This window comes from Fusicatenibacter faecihominis, assembly GCF_020686945.1.
GTDB lineage: Bacteria > Bacillota > Clostridia > Lachnospirales > Lachnospiraceae > Limivivens > Limivivens faecihominis.
Map to the genome: position 1 here is coordinate 47,901 of NZ_JAJEPR010000002.1, position 22,466 is coordinate 70,366.

The following is a 22,466-nucleotide window of genomic DNA, read 5'->3' on the forward strand; positions in this document are numbered from 1 at the left end:
AATTGCAAAAATGTGATTTTTGTTTGTTTTCTATATCAATCCCACCACCTTCAGCACATACAGCCACCCCGTCATGGTAAAGGCGCTGGCCAGGGTGGTGATGAGGACCGTGTTAGAGGTAAGGGCTCCGTCATGGTCCATATTTTTGGCCATGATGTAGCAGCTGATGGTGGTGGGAGAGCCCAGCATCACGAGGATGGAGAGGAGCTCACTTCCGCGGAATTTCAGCAGAACAGCCAGAGGCAGGAAGATGGCTGCGAAAAGCACCAGCTTGTTAAAACTGGCCAGGATGGCGGGCTTGAGACTTGCGACAGCTTTTTTTCCATCGAAGGAAGCTCCCATGGCCATAAGACCTAAAGGCGTAGCCAGGACAGCCACGTTATGTACGGTCTTTTCCATGATAAGCGGCATGGTAAGGCCGGAGAGAGACCAGAGAGAACCGGCCACAATGCCCAGGATAATGGGATTTGTGAGGATGCCCTTAATGGTTTTCTTCAGCAGCGGACGATCAATGGACTTGACGCCGGGCTTTAAGAAAGAAAGCACAATCACAGCCATGATATTGTAAAGAGGAACGGTACCGAGAATCATCAGCGGGGCCATACCGGAGTCTCCGTAGACATTTTCCACGAAAGCAATGCCGAAAAGAGCGGCGCTGCTCCGATAGGAAGCCTGGACAAATTCCCCTTTCAGGGAACCGTCCTTTAAGAAAAAGGAAATCACAATGCTGATGACGATACTGAAAAACGTAGCCAGGAAACAGAACAGAACAAATTTTCCATCCCAGAGCCCGGCAAAATCTGAGGTCCCCAGATCCTGAAAAAGGAGCACCGGGAGAGCGCCCTGGAAGACGAAACGGTTTACCTGCTTGACAAAATCCGGTGTAAAAAGACCGACCTTTCGGAAAAAAGCACCCAGAAGCAGGGTAAGAAAAATAGGGATGGTGGCATTCAGACAGAAAATTAGATTATCCACAAAAACACTCCTCTCGTTTTGACAATCTTCTCCATTGTAGCACTTTCGGAAAAGATTGACCAGAGAGGGGATGGAAAAAAAGAAAAAAGTCTGTTATAGTAAAAGTAGTGCGAAAAAAGACAATTAAGGGGTATTTGAGGAATCACTGCTGCCATGGGCGGTCAGATATTTGATCAGAAGCCTTGCAGCCAGCCCGGGTTGCTTGGAGGTATCTTCCACGAGGCAGACATAGCGTTCCGGTATGTCTTCCTTCAGCTTCAGCTGGAAGACTTCCTCGCGCTCCAGAGGCACATGGGCGAAGGTTTCCGGGATAAAGCCGATTCCCAGATTGGCGCGGACGCCGGGAAGAACGAGATCGGAGGTTTCCACCTCGATATCCGGATTCAGAATCTGGCCGTGGCGTTCAAAAAAGTTCTCATAAAAAGCCCGCGTACGGGTTCCTTTGGCGAGAGTGATAAGGGGATAGCGTACCAGTTCTTCCAGCTCGATGGCATGGTCCAGAAGATGCTGATAGCGGGGACCGCAGATGCAGATTTCCTGAATCGGCAGGAGACGGGTCATCCGCATGGGAGGAACGAGTTCCAGCGGTGTGGAGACAACGGCCAGATCCACGTTACCGTTTTTCAGGTTTTCCAGAGCCTCGGAGGCCGTGTGATTGTAGATTTTCAGCTTGATGGCAGGATGCTCCGCATAGAAAAGCTCCAGATTATCAAAGAGAAAACAGCGAAGAGCCGTCTCGCTGGCGCCGATGCGGATCGTATCACCCTGAAGGCCGTAAGAGCGGGAGAGCAGTTCTTCCCCCACGAAAAGCTCCTCACAGGCAGGGGCCACATGGTCGAAAAGTTCTTCCCCTTCCGGAGTCAGGGCCACGCCCTTCCGGGTACGGATGAAAAGCGTACAGCCCAGCTCCTGCTCCAGGATCTTGATCATCCGGGAAATGGAAGGCTGGCTGGAATAAAGCAGAGACGCCGCCTGGGTGATACTTTTATATTTGGCGACATAATAAAAAATCTTGTAATACTCAAAATTTACAGACATAATAAAAGCTCCTTTGTCATATACCGGTTTCTTATCTCTTGTTTTGTCAAAAAACCGGGAGGCTTGCACTATTATCTATTTTAGCATAAAATTTTGATATGGCAAGTATCAGTTTTTAATAGAAAGGATGATTACTTTGAAAAAAATGAAACGAGTGGAGGATTCCCTCACAGAACAGACTTATCTTCTGATGCACCGGCACATTAACGGTTATGGCCGGCTTTTCGGTGGCCAGCTGCTCATGTGGATCGACGAGCTGGCAGGAATCGTGGCGACCCGCCATTCCGAGTGCCGGATCACGACGGCCTCCATCGACAATCTGAACTTTAAGAAAGCGGCTTTCCTGAATGATACCGTCGTTCTCATCGGTAAAATCACCCATGTGGGCAGAAGCTCCATGGAAGTCCGGGTGGACACCTATGTGGAGACCCTGGACGGCATGCGCCACGTCATCAACCGGGCCTATGTGGTCATGGTAGCCATCGACGAAGAAGGCAAAGCCGTCCCTGTTCCCGGCCTCATCGTAGAGACCGAGAGCGAAAAAGCCGAATGGGAGGCAGGAGAGAAACGGTACCAGCTGCGGAAACAGAGACGGCTGGAGGGGTTCTGATGAAAAAGAATGAGCTTGGAGGTCTTTTGCGGCGCCTGCGTAAAGAGGCCGGTTTTTCGCAGGGCCTTTTATGCAGCGGACTCTGTTCCGTCTCCAGGTATGCCCGCATAGAGCGGGAAGAACTTGAGCCGGATTTCTTTCTGCTGGACCGCCTGATGGGGCGGCTGGGAAAATCCGTGGAGCGGCTGGAGTATGTAATGCCCCTCAGTATTTACAGAATCTATGAACGGCGGCAGGACATTCAGGAAGCCATCCTGCACGGGAGGTTAAGCGAGGCGGAAAACCTGTTGAATCTGTATGAAAAAGAAAAACTTGCGGAAGGTTCCCTGCACAGACAGTATATTCTGCAGGAGCGTGCCCAGGTTGCCTGGATCAGGGAAGAAGATCCGGACGAGATTCTGAAACTGCTGGATCAGGCCATAGGGGAAACGTTGCTTTCGGAGGAGGAGATGAAGAAGGAGCGCTGCTTCAGTGCAGAAGAAGGGAAGCTCCTTCTTTTTCGCTGGGAAGTTTCCCGGAAATCGAGAACTGCCAGCAGAGATTTTGAAGAACTGAAACGGCTTCTTCGCTGCATCTGCGAACAGAAAACGAACCGGATGGACCGGTCAAAAATTTTTCCCTATGCCGTGCTCTTATATGGAGAGCATGCACCGGAGGAAAAAATCACCACTGTGAGAAGCCTCGCCGAGGAGGCACTGGAACTCTTGCGGGACGAGGGAAAGCTTCTCTACATGCCGGAACTGTTGGAACTTTGCGGAAAGCTTCTGAGAAAAAGCGGTGTTCCGGAAGAGAAACTTCAGGCCCAGCTTCTGGATCGTATGCGCCAGAGCCTTCTGGAAACCGAGCAGGAGTATGGGATTTCCTTTGAAAAATACCGCCTTTTCGATCATGTGATCCGCCGTTTCTATATCGATGCGGAGATGATCCGGAAAACGCGGACTGCCGTAGGTATGACGCAGGAAAAATTGAGTGAAGATATCTGCGCCCAGGAAACGCTGGCGCGGGTGGAAAACGGCCGCCAGACGCCCCAGAGCAGAAAGCTGCAGCAGATGATGGAAAAGATGGGCCGCGGCTGCGTCCGGGTCAATATGGCGATGGTAACGGAACAGTACGAAACCATAGAGCTGGAGCAGGAGTTGTCGAAGTATATCCATCAGGAAAAGCATGAAAATGCGAAGGAAGTATTGGGGAAGATAAAAACATGCCTGGATATGAATTCTCCAGTGAATCAGCAGTATGTTCAGGCAGAACAGGTGAATATTGATTATGTGGAGAAAACAGCTGACTGGAACGAATGCCTTGAAAGATTAAGACTCCTCTACCAGATGACGGTAAAATCTGACCCGGAAGAGGAATGTGAATTTGTTCTTTCGACTGAAGAGTTTCGCATTTTAAGCCAGATGGCATTGATTTATTTTGATAATCAACAGAAAGATAAATCCATATTTATTTATCGAAGACAGGTGAAACAATTCAGCATGACCTGTGTTAGGCCGGTGTTTCACATTTTAGATTGGGGCGTTTCAAAAAATAATCTGGCTTTATGTATGACTGGTGAAAATGGAGATCTAGAGGAAGCAATCAGTCTTTCGATCGAGTCAATAAAAATAGACATAAAGGCTGGACTGGGAGCCTCTTTAGGGCGAAGTTTGATTACGCTTGGAGATGCCTGGGAGCAAAAAAGAGATGAGCGATATGTACACTATTTCAAAAATGGTATTTTCTTGCTAAAGCTATATAAGATGGACTATTTATACCATGATGTAATATCTCACATACAGTTAATGAAGTTTCCAGATAGAAATCAATTTAATGACGTCCTCCGTTGGGATGGCCAATTTCTGAAGTAGGAGATGGTTTTATGAGTGCATCCGGAATATTAGGGAATGACAAAGATAGAGGAATACGGATAAGTATCGTTGTTATAAGTAGAGTAGATAATAGTTGACGTTTAAAATGTTTCATTGCAGAAACCTCCTTCAAAATAATTTTTGATAACATAAGTGTATGGTAAAAAACTGAAAAAGTTATGACGTTTCGCGAAAATAAAATTTGCATAAAACGTCATAAACTTTTTTGACTTTATATGATACTATTTGACCAATAAAAACAAGAGAACAAGCAATGGCTTCGTATAAAATGGAAGGAGTGAGAAGAAAGGTTATTGATGGGCATGTTCATATGTGGCATAAAATATGTAAAACAGAAGAATTTTTGGGGAAATTGTTTAAAACAGGAGTGGATGGAAGTATTGTAATATCACAGCCTCCGGTTTCTTTTGAAAAAGGTTATGAATATCTGTCTTTTGAAAAAAGAATAGACAATTTGATTTCATTTACTGATAAGCGAGATCTGCTGTTTCCTTTCTCCTTATCTTTGATGTTTTGGCTTACAACAAAGACAAGGGTAATTGATTATCTGTATGTCTGCAATGGATTTTTGCATTAGATCCAACTTAGGAGCTACCATCCGGCGCCGCCTGTTCCTAGGATTCTGATGCTTTGCAATTACCTACAAAATGTAGCTGCAATCACCTACATTTTTGTTTTGCAACTTTCTACATTTTTATTTTACAACAAACAGTGGCTAAACAGACTGGAGAAACTCTATGTCCGTTACCGCAGAATCGGCAAAGAGTCCTTTATGCCTCAAACGGAGAAATGGCGCTGTATGAGTTTTTGAGTCAGCTTTTGTCTTATGGAACTTACTGTATTGTAGGAGTGCTTGCGGTTACTGGGCTGGAGACGGTAACTGAGACACTTATGGAAGCGTTAGATCCTCTTTGCAGAATCGTTCTTTTGCTCTGCGGGGCGCTGGGTGTGGCGAAAGGAGCGCTGAATGCTGGAGCTCTGGTTGTGATGCTTGGCTATTTTTACGAATATAACGAACTCATTTCGGATCTGAAATATATGGTGACACAGCTTCACGTTTTAAGAAATCTGGAGGAACGGATTTCTGTTTTTTACAGGGATCAGGAATCCGCGGAAAAAGAAGTGCTAACGGTACTTCCAGAAGGAATAGAAATAGAAAACCTTCATTTTTCCTATGAAAATGCGTTAGGTGAAGTACTTCGTGGTCTGAACATTCATATTCCGCTGACTGGAAAAATCATGCTATATGGTATATAAATTGTAGGATTAAACTTTTCATGCTTTTTATGATACGATCTGTTTGAGAAATAATAGTATTGCGGAGAGGGATATTTGCAAATGAAAAAGAGATGGAATACCGCCATGCTGACTTACAAAACAGTCTGGTCTGTCGATCGTTTTTATTTTCTTTACACGATCGTTTACAATCTTTTGAAACAGTTTTTTAATGTTTTTTACAGTGTATATTTTCTGCGTACGCTGCTGGCATATATAGAAAATGGCCAGTCGGTCTTACGGATCGTGGCTTTGCTGCTGTTTATGGCCTGCGTGGAGATTGTGTTTTACCATTTGGATAATCATTTGAAACAGGTATATTTTGTCAATTTTGAGACAAAACTGAAGGAAAATGTGAATGAAAACATCTTCCGTGCGGCCAGAAGCGCAGGTTATGAAGCGTTCTGTGATCCGAAGTTTCTGAATCAATATCGCCAGGTATTGGACAATACAGCTGTGAAAATGGCAGGGGTTGCGCAGACTTCCGGGGCTGCCTGTGGCCTCTGTTTTGCATTGGGCCTTGTGCTTGTGTATCTTGTGAAGGTGGATTTGGGAGCAATTCTGTTTTGTCTGTTTTCACTCGTCTATTCGTTTCTGGCGGGAAGCATTGGAGAGAAGATAAAATATACCTTCAACCATGCGACGACAGAGGCGGAACGGAAAAAAGAGTATGCGAGAAGGATTTTTTATCTTCCAAAGTATGCAAAGGATCTCAGAATGTATGCGGAATCCGACCTGGTAGAAGGAATTTACGAGGAAGGAACGGAAGAAATCATCAGAGAGCAGAAGAGATTTGGCGGGAAACTTGCGCTGTTTTCTTTTCTGGAAGCCTGTATCGGCGATGCGGTGATCGTTCTCTTTCCGATTGCTTATGTGGCGGTTCGCATTTTATTAGGCGCACAGATGCTGGTGGGTGATTTTGTTGGAATTGCCCAGTCGGTGGCAATTCTGGGCTGGGATGTGGAAATGCTGCTGGATCAGTTTGTGGAAATCGGGAGCTTTCTCCGGTATGTGCAGGATTATGAAGAATTTCTGGCGGCTCAGGAAGAGAAAACAGAAGATACGGCAGTAAAAACAGGAAAAATCTCCGGAAAAAATGATTCCTGGGTGCTGGAATGTCAGAATGCGGGCTATCAGTATGCGAGTGGGAAAAAAGCGCTGCATGATGTCTGTCTGGAGATTCATTCTGGTGAAAAAATAGCGGTTGTAGGCGAAAACGGAGCAGGAAAGACGACGCTGGCCTCTCTCTTGGTGAATCTTTTTCCCTGTCAGGAAGGAAGCGTAGTTTTAAATGGCAGCAGCCTCTCTACATATAGCAGAAGAGACTTAAATCGCTTTTTTGGAGTTGTGAGCCAGGATTTTCAGATCTATCCGTTATCGGTACGGGAAAATCTTTGCGTAAATGGTCCTGTCTCAGACGATATTTTATGGAAATCCCTTGAAAAAATGGGATTGAAGGAAAAAATTCCGGATCTGGACAGGCAGATGACGCATGAATTTTCGGATGAGGGACTGCTTTTATCCGGAGGGCAGATGCAGAGGCTGGCGCTGGCGCGGGTGGTTGCGAATGATTTTCCGTTTTTGATTTTGGATGAGCCCACGAGTGCGCTGGACCCGATCACAGAACGTGAAATCGACCGTCTTCTGCTTCAGGCTGCCGAAGACCGGACGGTTCTGATTATTTCTCACCGTCTGGCGACAACGCGGCTAGTGGATCGGATTCTGGTAATGAAAGAAGGTACGATCGTTGAAAGCGGTAGCCATAATCAGTTGATTGAGCAGCAGGGAGTATACTGGAACATGTATATGGCTCATCAGGAGTTATATGGAGCAGGGCTTTCTGAAATGCGGGGGAAAGAAGATGAAAGAATTTTGGAAAAGTGTTCGGAATAATGGGTACTTTTTGCATTTAACGCTGCGTACCACACCTCAGTATCTTCTCACAGCAGGGGTACTCCGGGTGGTGGGCGGTGTTCGGTCGGTTTTTCTGAGCGTATATTTTCTCTCTTATATCGTATCCTGCGTGGAGCAGAAACGGAGCATAAGGGAAATTTTATGCTTTACGGCTGGAAGCTTTCTGATTGTGGCAGTGAGCTTCTGGGCGGAAGCTGTTTTCAACTGCAAAAAGGTTCCGGTTTATCAGGAAAAACTGACCGGTGTTTTGCAGCATAAAGTGTTTGAAAAGACGAGATCGCTGGATATCAGGGTGTATGATTCCGAGGAGTTTTATACGATGATCACACTGGTCAACGAGGAGTGTAAGGACCGGATGGTTTCTGTTTTGGAAAATACGCTGCGTCTTCTGGAGTATGCAGCAGTTTTTGTCAGTATCATCGGTTATTCCCTGACGATTGACGTCATTGCGCCGGTGATTGGCTGCCTGTCGCTGGCAGTCAATTATGCGATCAATCAGAAGCTGGTTCAGCTTCAGGTGGCATATGACTGGAAGCTGAAAGAAAAAGGAAAAGAAGAAAATGCTTACGAACGGATTCTGTTTCTTCCGGAATATGCCCGGGAGGGGAGGCTTACGGGGATTCGGGATGTGGTAATGAGGCGTTATCATACGCTTATGAAAAGCAGGGAACTTCTGATTCGGCAGTCTGGAGGTGAAATCGGCAGACTTTCTGCATGGAAGCGGATTTTCTGTGAAGCGGTCTGTATGGATTTTCTTGTTCCCTTTTATCTGACGATCCGGATACTGGTGCTGAAAAATATAGCGGCGGCAGATTTTCTGGCGATCATCAACGGCAGCGCTTCACTTCAGATGCGCCTGGGGGATTTATCAGATGAGATTGCAGTTTTCCGGCAGAATGGACTTTTCATTGAACGTTTTCGGCGGTTTGAGCAGCTGCCTCAGGAAACGGAGAAGAATCTGGAGAAAAAGTGGAATAAAATTCCTTTCCGGGAGCTTGAGATGAAACAGGTGTGTTTTGGCTATTCTCCTGAAAAGCAAGTGCTGCAAAATATTGATTTATGCATCCATAAAGGTGAGAAAGTGGCTGTGGTAGGAAGAAATGGTTCCGGAAAAACAACGCTGATCAAACTGCTGCTCCGCCTGTATGAGCCGGATGCGGGGGAGATGAAATACAACGGAAGAACCGTGCAGGAGATCGCAGTCGATGAGTACAGGAACTGTTTTTCTGCAATGTTTCAGGATTTCAGCATCTATGAAGCCTCTGTGGCGGAAAATGTTGCCATGAGCCGTCAGCCGGATAAAAAACGGGTGCGGGACGCATTGGAAAAAGTGGAGCTTTTGCAGGAGCTTCCGGATCTCTATCAGAAAATCGGGCAGGAATTTGGAGAAAACGGCAAACTTCTGTCCGGCGGTCAGCTGCAAAGACTTGTTCTGGCAAGGACCATCTATGCAGACCGGGAAATTCTTGTGATGGATGAGCCCACCAGCGCGATCGATGTGCTGTTTGAGAAGAGATTTTATGAATTAGTCCATAAATATCTGAAAGATAAGACGATCATCTTTGTATCGCACAGACTGACCTCCGTCGTTCCCTGCGACCAGATTTTTTACATGGAAGACGGAAGAATCACCGAAAATGGAAAACATAACGAACTGATGAAGCTTAATGGTGGCTATGCAAAACTGTTTCTGGCGCAGAATGCGATATGAAAAAGCGGAAAGCTAAGTACGGAGGAATCCTCAAAAATGAACCGAATCCAATCAGCCTACAAAGATCTTTTTACCATTCTATCATCCACAAATCCGTTTCTGGTGCCTCTGGCGTTTGCTTTAGCAATACTTTCCGGTGTTCTTCCGCCGGTTTTTGTCCTGGCGAGTGAGCGGCTGATGACAGACGGGCTTTCGATTGCCAGGAGAGAGCTGGCATTTTCGGCGATTGTTCCGGCCATGGTGGTTTTTATCGTGAGCGCGGTGTTGCCGGATCTTCTGAATCTTTTGCAGCAGGTCTATGTGGAGCCCCGGACGGAGCTGATTTTCCGGTCTGCCTACAAGGGAAGGATGCTGCAGAAACTGAAAAAGCTGCGCTATGAGCATTACGAAAACAAAGAATCCAGAGAGATCATAGACAAGGCCTACGGCCGGGCGGAAACAGCGGCCCTGCATCTTTTTCCAAAATATTTCTGCAATGCGCTGACGGCGACGGTGGCTACTGCCGGAACTTTGATCCTTTTCTTAAAAATCCGCTGGTGGTTTCTGCTCACGCTCCTGGCTCCCATTGTGCTGGAACGTGTGCTGTGCTTTAAAAACTCCTTCAACATCTATGAGGAGATGGAAACTTACTGGGAAAAAGAGATCCAGTATGAGAAGCTGGAAAAAATGCTCTGCGAGCCGAAAACAATTCGGGAAAATCGCTTAAACCAGTCTTCGGATTTCCTGATTCGTACGTTTCAGAAGCGGCTTGGCGGCAGAAACCGGGAATATGAACGCTATTATTTCCAGAATCTCCGCCATCATTTTACAGAGAGAAATATTTCCAGAGTCGGTCAGCTGATAAATGCAGGCCTTCTTTTGTGGATCTATCAGACAGGGGAGCTTTCGTTTCCGACGTTTGTGGCCCTGGCGGGGGCCATATTTACGACGCTGGCGGAAAATCTTTCCTGTTACACGAATATCGTTGCAAACATGGGCTATCACATAAAGGCCTATGAATATTATGACAGGTTTTTCAACCTTTCGGAAGAAACCTATGGGGAAGTGAAGGAAGTCCCCAAAGACTGTTCCATTGCCTTTGAGGATGTCTGTTTTACATACCCCGGGACAGACAGGCAGGTGCTGTCCCATATGAGCTTTGAGATCAGGGCCGGAGAGAAGATTTCCATTGTGGGAATGAACGGGGAAGGAAAAACGACCATGATTAAGCTTCTGCTCGGGCTTTTTGAACCGGACAGCGGACGGATTCTGATTGGAGGAAAGCCTCTGCAGGCTTACGCGAGGGAAGCCCGGGAAAAAATATTCGGAACGGTTTTTCAGGACTTTACACGGTACAGTATCTCGTTAAGGGAAAACGTGGGAATCGGTGATGTGGAGCAGCTTTCTGACAGGGAGACGGTGAGAGAGGCGATGCAGAAAGGAAATGTGCTGCCTTTTCTGGAACGCCTGCCAAAAGGGGAAGATACCATGCTGAACCGGGATTTTGAGGGCGGCGTAGATCTCTCCGGAGGTCAGTGGCAGCGGATTGCGCTGGCCAGAGCCCTGATGGGCGACAGACCTGTTTTGATTCTGGATGAGCCCACGAGCCAGCTGGACCCCATGGCGGAAAGTGAACTTTACAGTGAATTTGCGAAGCTTGCAGAGAACAAAACCTCGCTTTTTATCACCCATCGTCTTGGTTCTACCAGGATCACAGACCGTATTCTGGTGATTTCAGAAGGCCGGGTTGTGGATACGGGAACGCATGAGGAGCTGCTGGAGCGGGGCGGTATCTATGCAGATATGTGGAAGGCCCAGAAGCAGTGGTACATATGAAGAAATCATCCGGCGTCAATGTATCAGAAACTTAATTTTCACTGTACTAGAAGGAGGTGAATCCCCATGAATGATCGCACAGCAGAAAAAGAACGGGAGATCCAGAAAGAGCAGAAGCCGTCTTTTCATCATTTGCTTCGCCTGTTTCTCTATGTTTTTCGCGCAACAAAAGGGATCAGCTGCATCTATCTGGGACTTTTTGTTCTGCTTTCTTTCTTAAGACCGCTCATTGCGGAAATCTGGGGACGGTATATTTCCGTGGTGGAAAATGCCGGGAACCGTGTGACAGAAGCGGCGCTCATGCTCGTGCTTTACTGGGGAATCTCTTTTGCAGCGGACCTTCTGGAGAGCTATCTTGCGCCGGAAGGTGGCGGAGATTTCGAGCAGCTGGATATGATTCAGGCCAATCGGCAGCAGGAGCTTTTCAAGGTACATCTGCTGAAAAAAGTCAATTCTGTTTCGCCAGAGTATTTAGAGGCGCCTGTGATGAAAGACCGGATGCGCCAGGTCTTTGATTTTGCCGGGGACAGCTGGAACGGAATCAACCGGAAAGTGATGATCAGCGGTTATGTGGTGGTCGCAAAGGTGATTTCTGTGCTGACGATTGCGGCTGCGCTCTATCTTTATCATCCCTTGCTGAGCATTCTTGTGCTTCTGGCGCCTCTTCCGACCCTTTACAGCGTTTCTCTGGGGGAAAAGCTGCAGTTTCGCTTTGTGAAAGAGAGTACGGAGCTTCAGCGGGAAACCGAATATTTTGAGGAGCTTCTGCTTTCTCCGGCGGAAAAAGAGATCAAAACACTGGGGCTTCATGATTTCTTTTACGGAAAATGGAAAGAGCGGGCGGATGCCTATGTGATTCGCCAGAAAAAACTGATTCGGAACCGTGCGTTATTACAGATCGTAAATTCTCTTTTTTACAATCTGGCCCATGTGGGCGGTATGGTTCTGGCAATTCTTCTGCTGGCCCAGGGAAAGCTTTCTCTGGGAGCCATGAGCGCGGTTTTTGCGATGACCGGGACGCTGATTACGGATTCTGCCCAGCTGATCCGGGCCTTTGGAAGCTTTCAGGCACAGAAAAACCGGGCGGCGCAGTTTTTTGACCTGATGGATCTTAAGGAGGATGCTTCCCGGGAACCGGAGAAAGTGTTGCTCCATAGGGCAGAGGCAAAAGGTGTGAAATACCGCTATCCGTTGACGGGACGATATACGCTGAAGGGTGTGGATTTTACCCTGCATCCTGGCGAGAAGGTGGCCTTTGTCGGAGAAAACGGCGCAGGAAAATCAACCTTTGTAAAGCTTCTCACGGGTATGCTGAGTCCGTCTGAGGGAAGGCTTCTTCTGAATGGGAAACGGATGGAAGATCTCCATCCGGAGTCTCATTTTGACGCCCAGAGCGTGGTTGTCCAGGACCCGACGCATTATGAAACGTTTACGCTCTATGAAAACGTATTCCTTGGAGAAACACATCGCCCGTATGAGGAAAAGACTGTGCAGAAGGCCCTTGCTTTTTCGGGACTTGCGAGCCTGGAAAACAGACTTCTGGGAAAATATGTGGGAGGAACGGATCTCTCCGGAGGCCAGTGGCAGAAGCTCGCGATCGCCCGGGCCGCCTACCGGAACCGCGATCTGATCGTTCTGGACGAGCCCACCAGCAATCTGGATCCTCTGGCAGAAACCGAAATTTTCAAGAAATACAATTCCCTGGCAAAGGATAAAACCGTCATCTACGTCACTCACCGGATCTCTGTCGCCAAGCTTGCAGACCGGATCATCGTCTTTAAAAACGGAAAAATAGAAGAGGATGGCACTTTCGACGAACTGATGAAACTGAAAGGGGAGTTCGCCCGGCTCTATGAGGTGCAGTCCCAGTGGTATGACAGGTGATAATGTTCAATAAAAGAGTGTGAAAAACTCAATATTACCTGACAATAGCATGATTTGCTCCAAAAATATAAAGAAAACTCCCCTTTCCCGAAAATGGTATGAAAAAAATAAAAAAACAGGCTTGACAAGTCGGATATTTAGTGTTAGACTTTACCACAACAAAGAGCAAACCGATGAGAAAGAGTAGTAAGCATCTTGGAAGATCAAAGAGAGCTGCAGATGGTGAGATTGCAGTATGGACTGATTTGCTGAATGGACTTTCGAGGGCGGCCTGAAATGAAGTTACAGAGTAGGAGCAGCCGGGAACCGAACCCGTTATCAATCCGGAGCGTATGATAGTGCGTGCGAGAGAGGGCATGTGTGAAAGCACAGCTAAGTTGAGTGGTACCGCGATAATAAGATTTTATTACCGCCTCAAATCAGGATGATCTGATCTGAGGCGGTTTTCTTTTTATACAGAAGATCGCTTCCGGCCCTGAGCTCTCTCATTTTCTTTCCGACACCGGTGTATCTTTGACGAACAGTAAGACATTTACAAAAAAACACAGTATGGAAAAGGAGAATGAAAGATGAGAAGAAAAGTAATGGCAATGGTAATGGCAGCAATGACAATGGCAGCAGCAATGGCAGTTCCGGCAATGGCAGACGAGGAGTCCGTGACCATCGGTATCAGCCAGTTCGCAGAGCACGGTTCTCTGGACAACTGCCGGGAAGGTTTTCTGGAAGGTTTAAAAGAAGCAGGTTATGAGGAGGGCAAAAACCTCACGATTGAATATCAGAACGCTCAGGCAGACACCGGAAATGCAGCGACCATCGCTGACAGCTTCGTAAATAAGAAAGTGGATCTGATCTGTGCAATCGCAACACCGAGTGCCATGAGTGCTTACAACAGTGCTATGGATGCAGACATTCCCGTGATCTACACCGCAGTATCCGATCCGGCCGGCGCAGGCCTTGTCAATGAAGACGGAACCAATGTGGGAAATATCACCGGTACCTCCGACAAACTGCCGGTAACAGAGCAGATGGCTCTGATCCGTGAGCTGATGCCGGATGCAAAGAAGATCGGTATCCTTTACACCACCAGCGAAGCAAACTCCGTCAGCACGATTCAGGAGTACAAGGACCATGCAGAAGAGTACGGTTTTGAGATCGTAGATACCGGTATCAACACCATCGCCGATGTGGAAATGGCAGCCAAAGATCTGGCTTCCAAGGTAGACTGCATCTCCAACCTGACAGACAACACCGTTGTTTCCGCTCTTCAGACTGTCCTGGCAGCAGCAAACGACGCGAAGATCCCGGTATTCGGTTCTGAGGTAGAGCAGGTGAAAAACGGCTGTGTGGCAGCTGTCGGCATCGACTATGTAGCTCTTGGAAAACAGACCGGCGAGATGGCAGCCAAAGTCCTGAAGGGCGAGGCAACCGCAGCAGAGACTCCCTTTGAGATCTGCGAGGGCGGCAATGTTTATGTAAACACCGAGGCAGCAGGCAACATCGATTTCACAATTTCTGATGATGTTCTGGGTGAAGCAGCAGAGATTTACGAGACCATCACAGTAGAGTAAAGACAAAAGAATTGGAGAGGTTCAAGCATTATGACACTTTTGATCAGTGTACTGGAGCAGGGAATGATTTACGCCATCATGGCCCTGGGAATTTATATCACCTATAAGATTTTGGATTTTCCGGATCTGACGGTGGACGGCAGTTTCCCGATGGGAGCAGCCATTGCGGCGGTACTTATCAGTAAGGATTTCAATCCGGTGCTGACACTGCCGATCTGCTTCCTGGTAGGAGCAGTGGTGGGAACCCTTACCGGTCTCATTCATGTAAAGCTGAAGGTCAGAGATCTTCTTTCCGGAATCATCATGATGACGGCTCTTTACACCGTAAACTTAAGGATCGCGGGAAGAGCAAACCTTCCTATATATAATAAGGTTACGATCTTTGAAAATGATCTGGTCAAAAGTATGCCGGAAGCCATTCTTCCTTTTAAAAATGTAGTGGTGATCGTCATTATCACCTTCGCCTGCAAATACATCCTTGACTGGTATCTGGAGACGAAAGCGGGCATGCTTCTTCGGGCAGTAGGAGACAACGACAAGATCATCACTTCCCTGAGTGTGGATAAGGGCAAGGTAAAGATCATCGGTCTTGCCATTGCCAACGGTCTGGTATCCCTGAGCGGCTGCATTTTCGCACAGGAACAGCGCTTCTTCGATGTTTCCATGGGAACAGGAACCATGGTCATCGGTCTTGCCAGCGTTATCATCGGTACAAGTCTTTTCAGAAGGATTACTTTCCTTCGGGTGACAACCAGTGTCGTGATTGGTTCTGTGATTTACAAAGCCTGCGTGGCCCTGGCCATCAACCTGGGCTTTGCCTCCACAGATCTCAAATTTATTACCGCAGCCCTGTTCCTGATTATTCTGGTTCTGGGAATGGAGCGAAAGAAGAAGGTGAATATCCATGCTTGAGATGAAACACATTTATAAATATTACAATCCGGGTACGGTCAATGAAATGTGTCTATTTCAGGATCTGAACCTGACTGTGGAGGATGGCGAATTTGTAGCCATTGTAGGAAGTAACGGTTCCGGAAAGACCTCTCTTTTAAATCTGATCTGCGGAAGTATCCCTGTGGATTCCGGAAGTATTACCATCAACGGAGAAAATATCACCGGACAGAAAGAGTACCGGAGAATGAGCAAGATCGGCCGTGTTTTTCAGAATCCTGCGATGGGAACCTGTCCCAGCATGACGATCCTGGAAAATCTGGCTCTGGCAGACAACAAGGGCAAACGCTACGGCCTGGGACTCGGTGTTCAGAAGAAACGGGAAGAGCATTACAAAGAGATGCTCCGGCCGCTGAACCTGGGACTGGAGGACAAGCTCCATGTGAAGGTCGGTTCTCTTTCCGGTGGTCAGAGGCAGGCCATGTCCCTCTTCATGTCCACGATGACACCGATTGATTTCCTGATCCTGGATGAGCACACGGCGGCTCTGGACCCGAAGACGGCAGATATCAACATGCGCCTCACCGACCAGCTGGTCCGGGAGAAAAAACTCACCTCCATGATGGTGACGCACAATCTTCGCTATGCCATCGAATATGGAACCCGTATCCTCATGATGCACCAGGGAAAAATCATCCTGGACAAAAAAGGCGAAGAAAAGAAAGCGATGAAAGTGGACGATGTGCTGGATCTCTTCAATGAGATCAGCATTGAGTGCGGAAACTGATAAAAAACAGGCAGACGGCTTCTGAAGCGAAAGTTTTGGAAGCCGTTTCTTTTTTGCAAACAAGGCTTGACTCCCCCGCCCTGAGATGTTACTATAGTGAACAGCGCACCATATGGTGTAAAAATAAAATGAAAAATACTAAATCTGGTGCAGGAGCGACCAGGCAGTTACAATTGCCTGTCACTGTACTGATATAGATGAAACGGGGCGACAACAACATGAGATACCACAATATTACCAGGGATGATATGCTCAACGGGGATGGCCTTCGGGTGGTCCTCTGGGTGGCAGGGTGCAACCACTGCTGTAAGGAATGTCAGAATCCGGTGACCTGGGATCCCAATGGGGGACTTCCTTTTGACCAGGCAGCAAAACAGGAACTCTTCGATCAGCTGGAGAAAAGCTATATTTCCGGCGTTACCTTTAGCGGCGGAGATCCGCTCTATCCGGGAAACCGTATGGAGATCACGGCTCTGGCGAAAGAGATCCGGGAAAAGTTTCCGGAGAAGACGATCTGGATGTATACGGGCAGTCTCTGGGAGACGGTAAAAAGTTATGAAGTCATGAAATATGTGGATGTGCTTGTGGACGGTGAGTATGAGTGCGACAAACGCGACACGCAGCTTCACTGGAAAGGCAGCTCCAACCAGCGGGTGATCGATGTGCAGGATTCTCTCCGCAGAGGACAGGTAGTATTGCACAACAGCTGAAAATGAGGAGGATCAATAGATGAAGAAAATTGCTAAATTCCATAAAGTAAGCTTTGATGAGTTCGAGAAGGCCTGGAAGGGAGAGTTCCCGGAGGCAAAAGAAGAGGAGATTAAGGCAGTCTATGAGGAACTGAAGCTTCCGAAACGGGCCACCAGAGGTTCTGCGGGTTATGATTTCTACACTCCCTTCAATATAATTCTCAAACCGGGTGAGACTGTGAAAATTCCCACCGGCATCCGCGCAGAGATGGAAGAGGGCTGGGTGCTGAAGCTTTATCCCAGAAGCGGTCTGGGCTTTAAGTTCCGTCTGCAGCTCAATAACACCGTGGGCATCATTGACAGCGACTATTTTTATTCCGATAACGAGGGCCATATCTTCGCGAAGCTGACCAACGATTCCAAGGAAGGAAAAGTAGTCTGCATCGAGAAAGGCACTGGCTTTATGCAGGGAATTTTTGTAGAATACGGCATTACCGTGGATGACGACGCGGTGGAGATCCGAAACGGAGGTTTCGGAAGTACCACCGGCCAGAAATAAAAGAAAATCAGAGGCTGTTCGGGGAAAGTTCCCGGACGGCCTTTTTTAATGCCGCCTCGCGGTCGGAGACCAGAAGCCCGGACGAAGCGTTTAAGTAGGCTTCCACCAGATGAGAGCCGAGGAAGGAAGCGGAGAGAGGGTTTTTGGAAAGCTCTGTGATGAGATAAAGGTAAGGCGGATCGGCAAAATTGTCGGGTTCCAGAAGAGAGCAGGCCAGACGGACAGACTCTGCCAAAGTTTCTTCCGTTTTCTGAAAAGCCGCCCGTTTTTCAGCATAGAAACTGCGTACATTTTCTTCCTGGGTCTCCTGCGGCAGGGAGAGGGCGAAATCCTCCAGTCCTTCCAGAAGCTTTTGTTCCCAGAGGGCGTCAGGAATGGAGATCAGGGCGTTTTTCCTGCGGATGACCAGACTTTCCAGCCGTTTTTTCAGAAAATCGGAAAGACCAGACTCCTGGCGATGCCAGTCAGAGAAAAGCTCCCGGTATTTGAGCAGCTCTTCCTTTTTCTCAGACCAGCTTTCAAAACGATTTTTCAGAAAGGAGGCGATGAGGGAAGCAGCGGCGAAGCGTTCCTCCAGCGGGGCGTTGCTGAGGCTTTCTTTCAAAGATGGATCCGTAAGCTTTCCGGTGAGAAAATCAGCCAGCCGCGGATCCTTTTTCTCCTTCTCATACCAGCGGTAGTAGAGAGAAAAACTCCGGGCGATGGCTTCTTTCCGGAGATATTCGCCGAAAAGAAGCTCGGTCACGGGTTCCTTCAGGGATTCGTAGGAATAAAGGATGCAGGAGAGATCCTCCCAGCCCCGGGCGGTGACGAAATGTTTGCCGTCGGCATTGCTCTCCATGCAATAAAAATGCTCCGGATGGAGGGCCAGATAGGAGCTGACAGCCGGATGAATGTTGGCGCGTCTGGCGTAGTCCTGCCAGACGGAGAGCTCCGCCTCGATCTCCATATATTTGACACGGTCCATGGTCACGATATCAAACTCCCGTACGGACTGATTGTATTCCGGCGGGTTTCCGGCAGCCACGATGAGCCACCCCTCTGGTACCGGATGATTGCCGAAAGTCTTATTTTGGAGGAACTGGAGCATGACCGGGGTGAGGGTCTCGGAGACGCAGTTGATCTCATCGATAAAAAGAATGCCGGTTTTGTGTCCGCTGTCCTCCATATACTGATAAATTGAGGCGATGATCTCGCTCATCGTGTATTCCGTGATGGAAAAATGCTTTCCTTCGTAATCTTTTTCCTTGAGGAAGGGAAGACCGATGGCGCTCTGCCGGGTGTGGTGGGTCATTGTGTAGGAGACGAAGCCCGCCTGACATTCCTCTGCCACCTGTTCGACGATGGCCGTCTTTCCGATGCCCGGCGGTCCGATGAGCAGAATCGGGCGTTGGCGGACTCTGGGAATTCGATAGCCCTCGGGAGCGGTATAGGCGCGGAGCGTGCGCCGGATCTCCTCTTTTGCGTCTTTAATGTTCATATTGAAAAACCTCGTTTCCGGCCTGGTTTGTTTCCAGGCAGAGTTTTGTGATAAAAGCTGGGACCGGATAATTCAGAAAGGAAAAATCTGTGAAAACGAAAGCGGTCTCATAGGGCGGCGGGCTGGTCGGATAGATCCCGTCCCCGTCGGTGAAATAGAGAAGACCCTTCAGATGGGTGAGTTCCTTCTTTTCCTGAAGCTCTTTTACATAGGAAAAAACAGGAGTGAAATCCGTGCCGCCCCGGCCGAGAATACGGATTTTCCGGGAATTTTCCATCCATTCTTCCGCGGAATGGATGACGGTGTGGGACTGGATGGCGGAGTCGCACTGGATCAGGTGGACGTTCATCTTCTTAAAAAAGTTCTCGCTGGAAGAAAGGATCACCAGGGTTTCGGAGAGAAAACGGCTGACGGTCTCAAGGGAACAGGAGCCGGAGGTATCGATGGCGATGACCAGATCCTGGATTTTCGTGGAGTCCCGGTATTCGAGAGGCTCCAGAAAGAGAAGCTTTTCCGGACGGGAAAGACCGTAACAGTAGGGAATGTAGTCAAAACTGTCAAGATCTGCCTTTGTCTCCTCCCGGGTGATGGTGAAGCGTCTTAGATAGCGGCGGAAATCGTAGCTCCCCTTTTTCTCCAGCAGAAGCCATTCGATGCGGCTCCCGGGAGCTGCGCCGCGGCGGCTCTTTTTCCGGGGAGAGGGAGTGAGAGCGGAAAGAGAGAGAAGCTCCAGTGTTTTCCAAATCCGCTGAAGCTGCTCCGTACGGGCAGAAGAAGCCGTCTTCTGGGGAAAATCCGGGCTGGAAGTGCCGCTAGAACCAGAACTGTTACCACTGTCAGAAGGTGTTCCCGGAAAAAGATCGGAAGCCTCTGTGCCACCAGACCCCGTAAAAGAGCCAAAAACATCGTCTCCCTTGGAAAACCAGCGGCTGTGGTCATCCGCCTGGCAGGCAAGAAAGCCTTGCCTTTCTTCAGCTGGTAGCCCCGCCAGGAAAGAGTAAAACTTTTCGGCGCTTCGAGCTCCCGGCGGCAGTTTGACATAGATTTTCTGCCGCTCCGTCGCTTCGGGGCTTTCTGTGAGCAGATAAGTATCCACAAAATAAGAGGCGGCAAGATCAGCCGCCAGATTCCAGACCTCCTGTTCCACGGAAGCCTCTGGGAGAAAATGGAGAAAAAGCATATGGGTGAGGCTGTGGAGAAAGAGAAAATCCAGCCGGTTTTCAAGAAAAGCGTTCCGAAGCGCCGTTTTCTCATAATAGAAGCAGCTGCCGTCAGTTCCCATATTTTCACTTTCCTGAAAAGAGAGAAGAGAAAAGGCCGGAGCAAGAGCCGGGAACTGCTCTGTCAGCCGGACGGTCATGCAGGAAAGAATCTGCTGTTCAAGAGTTTTCAATGGACTGCCTCCTTAGAAATCGAGAGCAAAAGGATCTTTTGTTTCCTCCTCCGGGTCCAGCCGTTCCCGCTGCCGGAGTAGATAGACGGTCATTTCGGTTCGGCCGGCGTCGGCGGTTTTGAGGATGGCCTCCTGGTAAAGGGCATGGGTGAGAAAACCGCCCTCCGCCAGTTTTACCATTTCCTGGAACGAGCCGTCTTTGATGATCTGGAGCATGGCCGCCCGGCTCCGCTGCCGCAAAAATTTTTCATACCGTTCTTTGAGATCAGGCTCCGTCAGCTCACCGGAAAAATACCGGGAGATGGCGATGGAGAGCTTTCGGGGCTCCTGGGTTGTCGTTAAAAATGTTTCGTCTGCCTGCTGCATAATACCCTCCTTTGTCTGCTCTTATCCTATCACAAACGGGAGCTTCCGGTAAAGGGTGATTTTGCGGAAGAAAGGTCTGCCGCTGGAAAAAATGTCGGTTGACAAGGGGAGGGATACTGTTTATGCTTGTCTATACACGAACAAATGCGCGAGATGGAAAGGAGCCGATATGGGCGAAAAAATACTGGAAATCGAAGGAATTACGAAAAAATACAAAGATTTTAAGCTGGAGCCGGTGAGCTTTTCTCTAGAAGCCGGAAGACTTATGAGCGTTATGGGAGCTTACGGCGCGGGAAAGACGACGCTTTTTAAGCTTTTGACCGGACAGCTCCGGATGGACGAGGGAAACGTGATATTTTTTGAGAAAGGAGAGGTGCTGGAACACTGCGGGTTTGTTCCTGCGGAGGGCGGTTTCCCGGACTGCCTGAACGCGAAAGAGATCAGCCGGATCCTGAAGGGGTGTTATAAAAACTGGCAGGAGTCTTACTTTTTTGAACTGGCAGACCGGTTTTCCCTCTCTCTTACGAGGCCGTTGCGGGAACTTACCCGGGGAGCGGAGCAGAAGGTACGGATTCTTTCTGCCCTGGCCCATGAGCCGAAGCTTCTGATCCTGGATGAGCCCACGGCTGGCCTGGAGCTCGAGGACAAAGAGCTGGCTCTGAGCCTGTTTCAGGATTTTGCAAAAAAAGACGGCCAGGCCGTTCTGCTTTTCATGGAAAAAACAGCGGAGGCGGAGGCAATATCCGATGATCTGGCTTTTCTTTACAAAGGAAAACTGATCTTTGCGGAAGAAAAGGAAACCTTGAAAAAGCGCTATGGCTTTCTTACGGCCTCCGATGAGGAGCTGGAGAAAATTCCGCGGAGCGCCTGGAGAGGCATCTGCCGTACGGAGACTGGCGGCAGCCTGCTTTTTGAGAAGAGTCTTCTGCCTGAGGGCATGGAAGAAACGCTTCTTCTGGAAGCTCCTTCCCTGGAAAACATCATGCAGTATCTGACAAAGGAGGCGGTGAGACGATGAAGGCACTGTTATATAAGGATTTTCTGATGCTTCGGAAAAAAGGAAAGATGTTTTTGGGCTTTACCGTGATCTTTGCTCTCTTTGGCGTGGTGGAGGAAAACGTGTTTTTCTTCTCCCTTTTGAGCTGCCTCTATCCCTCCATGGCGGTGATAACGCTGCTGGGCCTGGAGGAGCAGGCAAAATGGGCAGGTTATGGCGTGCTTCTGCCCGTCTCCAGAAAGGTACAGACCGCGGAAAAATATCTGTTTTCCGTTTTGGGTCTTCTGGCGGGCATCCTCATCAACCTGATTTTCAATCTCGTTGGCGGAACCAATACGAGAGATTTTCTGGATGTGCTTCCGGTGATTCTCATCGTGGGTCTTCTCTTTGCAGCCTTTGAACTGCCGCTGATCTACAAGGTCGGCATAGGAAAGGCAAAACTGGGCTACCTGTTCCTAGCGGGGCTTGCCATCGCGGCCGTGGCCATTTTTACAAGGATCACGGGAGAAAATTCCGAGGCCTGGAGGATCGTCTTCTCCGGGGAGGTGCTCTGGGGCGGAGCCGCCGCTTCCTTCTGGCTTTTCCTGGTGTCGATGGTCTTTTCCATGAATATCTGTGAAAAAAAAGCCTATTAAAAGGAGGA

At 48.5% G+C, this 22,466-nt stretch carries 20 protein-coding genes; 15 read left to right on the plus strand and 5 right to left on the minus strand.

The annotated features are described in order from the left end of the window. Nucleotides 1-30 precede the first annotated feature (30 nt). Entirely contained in the window at nucleotides 31-975 is a 945-nt protein-coding gene (locus LKD71_RS01405) for an AEC family transporter (RefSeq protein ID WP_227614065.1), read from the minus strand. Between the two features lie 123 nt (nucleotides 976-1,098). After that, complete coding sequence (locus LKD71_RS01410; protein ID WP_227614066.1) at nucleotides 1,099-2,013, minus strand: LysR family transcriptional regulator; 915 nt, start codon at nucleotides 2,011-2,013, stop codon at nucleotides 1,099-1,101. A 127-nt stretch (nucleotides 2,014-2,140) separates the two neighbouring features. Between LKD71_RS01410 and LKD71_RS01415 the strand changes: the two genes are divergently transcribed. The 13 genes from LKD71_RS01415 to LKD71_RS01475 all read left to right on the plus strand — a co-directional run bounded on the left by LKD71_RS01415 (nucleotide 2,141) and on the right by LKD71_RS01475 (nucleotide 17,587). Continuing rightward, the gene (locus LKD71_RS01415) at nucleotides 2,141-2,623 is read left to right on the plus strand and encodes an acyl-CoA thioesterase (protein ID WP_178047107.1); all 483 of its coding nucleotides are present in this window, start codon (nucleotides 2,141-2,143) and stop codon (nucleotides 2,621-2,623) included. Then, entirely contained in the window at nucleotides 2,623-4,473 is a 1,851-nt protein-coding gene (locus LKD71_RS01420) for a helix-turn-helix transcriptional regulator (RefSeq protein WP_227614067.1), read from the plus strand. The genes LKD71_RS01415 and LKD71_RS01420 overlap by 1 nt, the downstream gene beginning before the upstream one ends. A 274-nt stretch (nucleotides 4,474-4,747) precedes the next feature. Beyond that, on the plus strand, nucleotides 4,748-5,071 hold the full coding sequence (locus tag LKD71_RS01425) for a hypothetical protein (RefSeq protein ID WP_227614068.1): 324 nt from the start codon (nucleotides 4,748-4,750) through the stop codon (nucleotides 5,069-5,071). Nucleotides 5,072-5,124: 53 nt separating this feature from the next. Further along, complete coding sequence (locus LKD71_RS01430; RefSeq protein WP_178047110.1) at nucleotides 5,125-5,751, plus strand: ABC transporter ATP-binding protein; 627 nt, start codon at nucleotides 5,125-5,127, stop codon at nucleotides 5,749-5,751. 81 nt (nucleotides 5,752-5,832) lie between these two features. After that, nucleotides 5,833-7,662 (plus strand): ABC transporter ATP-binding protein, encoded by a 1,830-nt coding sequence (locus tag LKD71_RS01435; RefSeq protein ID WP_227614069.1) that lies wholly within the window; start codon nucleotides 5,833-5,835, stop codon nucleotides 7,660-7,662. Further along, nucleotides 7,631-9,394: an ABC transporter ATP-binding protein gene (locus LKD71_RS01440; protein ID WP_227614070.1), complete on the plus strand. Its 1,764-nt coding sequence runs from the start codon at nucleotides 7,631-7,633 to the stop codon at nucleotides 9,392-9,394. Before LKD71_RS01435 ends, LKD71_RS01440 begins: the two co-directional genes overlap by 32 nt. A 36-nt stretch (nucleotides 9,395-9,430) precedes the next feature. Further along, nucleotides 9,431-11,209 (plus strand): ABC transporter ATP-binding protein, encoded by a 1,779-nt coding sequence (locus LKD71_RS01445; RefSeq protein WP_227614071.1) that lies wholly within the window; start codon nucleotides 9,431-9,433, stop codon nucleotides 11,207-11,209. Between the two features lie 66 nt (nucleotides 11,210-11,275). Continuing rightward, the gene (locus LKD71_RS01450) at nucleotides 11,276-13,093 is read left to right on the plus strand and encodes an ABC transporter ATP-binding protein (protein WP_227614072.1); all 1,818 of its coding nucleotides are present in this window, start codon (nucleotides 11,276-11,278) and stop codon (nucleotides 13,091-13,093) included. Between the two features lie 569 nt (nucleotides 13,094-13,662). Then, entirely contained in the window at nucleotides 13,663-14,661 is a 999-nt protein-coding gene (locus tag LKD71_RS01455; protein ID WP_227614073.1) for an ABC transporter substrate-binding protein, read from the plus strand. A 30-nt stretch (nucleotides 14,662-14,691) separates the two neighbouring features. Beyond that, nucleotides 14,692-15,573, plus strand: a complete 882-nt coding sequence (locus tag LKD71_RS01460; protein ID WP_227614074.1) for an ABC transporter permease — start codon at nucleotides 14,692-14,694, stop codon at nucleotides 15,571-15,573. Further along, on the plus strand, nucleotides 15,566-16,339 hold the full coding sequence (locus LKD71_RS01465) for an ABC transporter ATP-binding protein (protein ID WP_178045843.1): 774 nt from the start codon (nucleotides 15,566-15,568) through the stop codon (nucleotides 16,337-16,339). The genes LKD71_RS01460 and LKD71_RS01465 overlap by 8 nt, the downstream gene beginning before the upstream one ends. Before the next feature lie 218 nt (nucleotides 16,340-16,557). Next, the gene (gene nrdG / locus LKD71_RS01470) at nucleotides 16,558-17,049 is read left to right on the plus strand and encodes an anaerobic ribonucleoside-triphosphate reductase activating protein (RefSeq protein ID WP_227614075.1); all 492 of its coding nucleotides are present in this window, start codon (nucleotides 16,558-16,560) and stop codon (nucleotides 17,047-17,049) included. A gap of 19 nt (nucleotides 17,050-17,068) precedes the next feature. Further along, nucleotides 17,069-17,587: a dCTP deaminase/dUTPase family protein gene (locus LKD71_RS01475; protein ID WP_227614076.1), complete on the plus strand. Its 519-nt coding sequence runs from the start codon at nucleotides 17,069-17,071 to the stop codon at nucleotides 17,585-17,587. 7 nt (nucleotides 17,588-17,594) lie between these two features. On the opposite strand, the gene LKD71_RS01480 is transcribed toward LKD71_RS01475, so the two are convergent. The 3 genes from LKD71_RS01480 to LKD71_RS01490 are packed head-to-tail and all read right to left on the minus strand — an operon-like array spanning nucleotide 17,595 to nucleotide 20,826. After that, a complete protein-coding gene (locus LKD71_RS01480; RefSeq protein ID WP_227614077.1) occupies nucleotides 17,595-19,067 on the minus strand; it encodes an ATP-binding protein in 1,473 nt (490 codons plus the stop codon). After that, complete coding sequence (locus LKD71_RS01485; protein WP_227614078.1) at nucleotides 19,057-20,460, minus strand: vWA domain-containing protein; 1,404 nt, start codon at nucleotides 20,458-20,460, stop codon at nucleotides 19,057-19,059. Before LKD71_RS01485 ends, LKD71_RS01480 begins: the two co-directional genes overlap by 11 nt. A gap of 12 nt (nucleotides 20,461-20,472) precedes the next feature. Beyond that, nucleotides 20,473-20,826 carry a hypothetical protein gene (locus LKD71_RS01490; protein ID WP_227614079.1) on the minus strand — a complete coding sequence of 118 codons (354 nt, stop codon included), beginning with the start codon at nucleotides 20,824-20,826 and terminating at the stop codon, nucleotides 20,473-20,475. 169 nt (nucleotides 20,827-20,995) lie between these two features. Between LKD71_RS01490 and LKD71_RS01495 the strand changes: the two genes are divergently transcribed. Beyond that, on the plus strand, nucleotides 20,996-21,844 hold the full coding sequence (locus LKD71_RS01495) for an ATP-binding cassette domain-containing protein (protein WP_227614080.1): 849 nt from the start codon (nucleotides 20,996-20,998) through the stop codon (nucleotides 21,842-21,844). Next, the gene (locus LKD71_RS01500; protein ID WP_227614081.1) at nucleotides 21,841-22,458 is read left to right on the plus strand and encodes an ABC-2 transporter permease; all 618 of its coding nucleotides are present in this window, start codon (nucleotides 21,841-21,843) and stop codon (nucleotides 22,456-22,458) included. The genes LKD71_RS01495 and LKD71_RS01500 overlap by 4 nt, the downstream gene beginning before the upstream one ends. The last annotated feature ends 8 nt before the right edge of the window (nucleotides 22,459-22,466 follow it).

Excerpts from the sequence above, each read along its gene's own strand:
- LKD71_RS01465 (WP_178045843.1), top strand. The coding sequence starts at position 15,566 with ATGCTTGAGATGAAACACATTTATAAATATTACAATCCGGGTACGGTC.
- LKD71_RS01435 (WP_227614069.1), top strand. The coding sequence starts at position 5,833 with ATGAAAAAGAGATGGAATACCGCCATGCTGACTTACAAAACAGTCTGG.
- LKD71_RS01445 (WP_227614071.1), top strand. The coding sequence starts at position 9,431 with ATGAACCGAATCCAATCAGCCTACAAAGATCTTTTTACCATTCTATCA.
- LKD71_RS01425 (WP_227614068.1), top strand. The coding sequence starts at position 4,748 with ATGGCTTCGTATAAAATGGAAGGAGTGAGAAGAAAGGTTATTGATGGG.
- LKD71_RS01450 (WP_227614072.1), top strand. The coding sequence starts at position 11,276 with ATGAATGATCGCACAGCAGAAAAAGAACGGGAGATCCAGAAAGAGCAG.
- LKD71_RS01490 (WP_227614079.1), bottom strand. The coding sequence starts at position 20,826 with ATGCAGCAGGCAGACGAAACATTTTTAACGACAACCCAGGAGCCCCGA.
- LKD71_RS01500 (WP_227614081.1), top strand. The coding sequence starts at position 21,841 with ATGAAGGCACTGTTATATAAGGATTTTCTGATGCTTCGGAAAAAAGGA.
- LKD71_RS01480 (WP_227614077.1), bottom strand. The coding sequence starts at position 19,067 with ATGAACATTAAAGACGCAAAAGAGGAGATCCGGCGCACGCTCCGCGCC.
- LKD71_RS01415 (WP_178047107.1), top strand. The coding sequence starts at position 2,141 with ATGATTACTTTGAAAAAAATGAAACGAGTGGAGGATTCCCTCACAGAA.
- nrdG (WP_227614075.1), top strand. The coding sequence starts at position 16,558 with ATGAGATACCACAATATTACCAGGGATGATATGCTCAACGGGGATGGC.
- LKD71_RS01455 (WP_227614073.1), top strand. The coding sequence starts at position 13,663 with ATGAGAAGAAAAGTAATGGCAATGGTAATGGCAGCAATGACAATGGCA.
- LKD71_RS01420 (WP_227614067.1), top strand. The coding sequence starts at position 2,623 with ATGAAAAAGAATGAGCTTGGAGGTCTTTTGCGGCGCCTGCGTAAAGAG.
- LKD71_RS01410 (WP_227614066.1), bottom strand. The coding sequence starts at position 2,013 with ATGTCTGTAAATTTTGAGTATTACAAGATTTTTTATTATGTCGCCAAA.
- LKD71_RS01440 (WP_227614070.1), top strand. The coding sequence starts at position 7,631 with ATGAAAGAATTTTGGAAAAGTGTTCGGAATAATGGGTACTTTTTGCAT.
- LKD71_RS01475 (WP_227614076.1), top strand. The coding sequence starts at position 17,069 with ATGAAGAAAATTGCTAAATTCCATAAAGTAAGCTTTGATGAGTTCGAG.
- LKD71_RS01495 (WP_227614080.1), top strand. The coding sequence starts at position 20,996 with ATGGGCGAAAAAATACTGGAAATCGAAGGAATTACGAAAAAATACAAA.
- LKD71_RS01460 (WP_227614074.1), top strand. The coding sequence starts at position 14,692 with ATGACACTTTTGATCAGTGTACTGGAGCAGGGAATGATTTACGCCATC.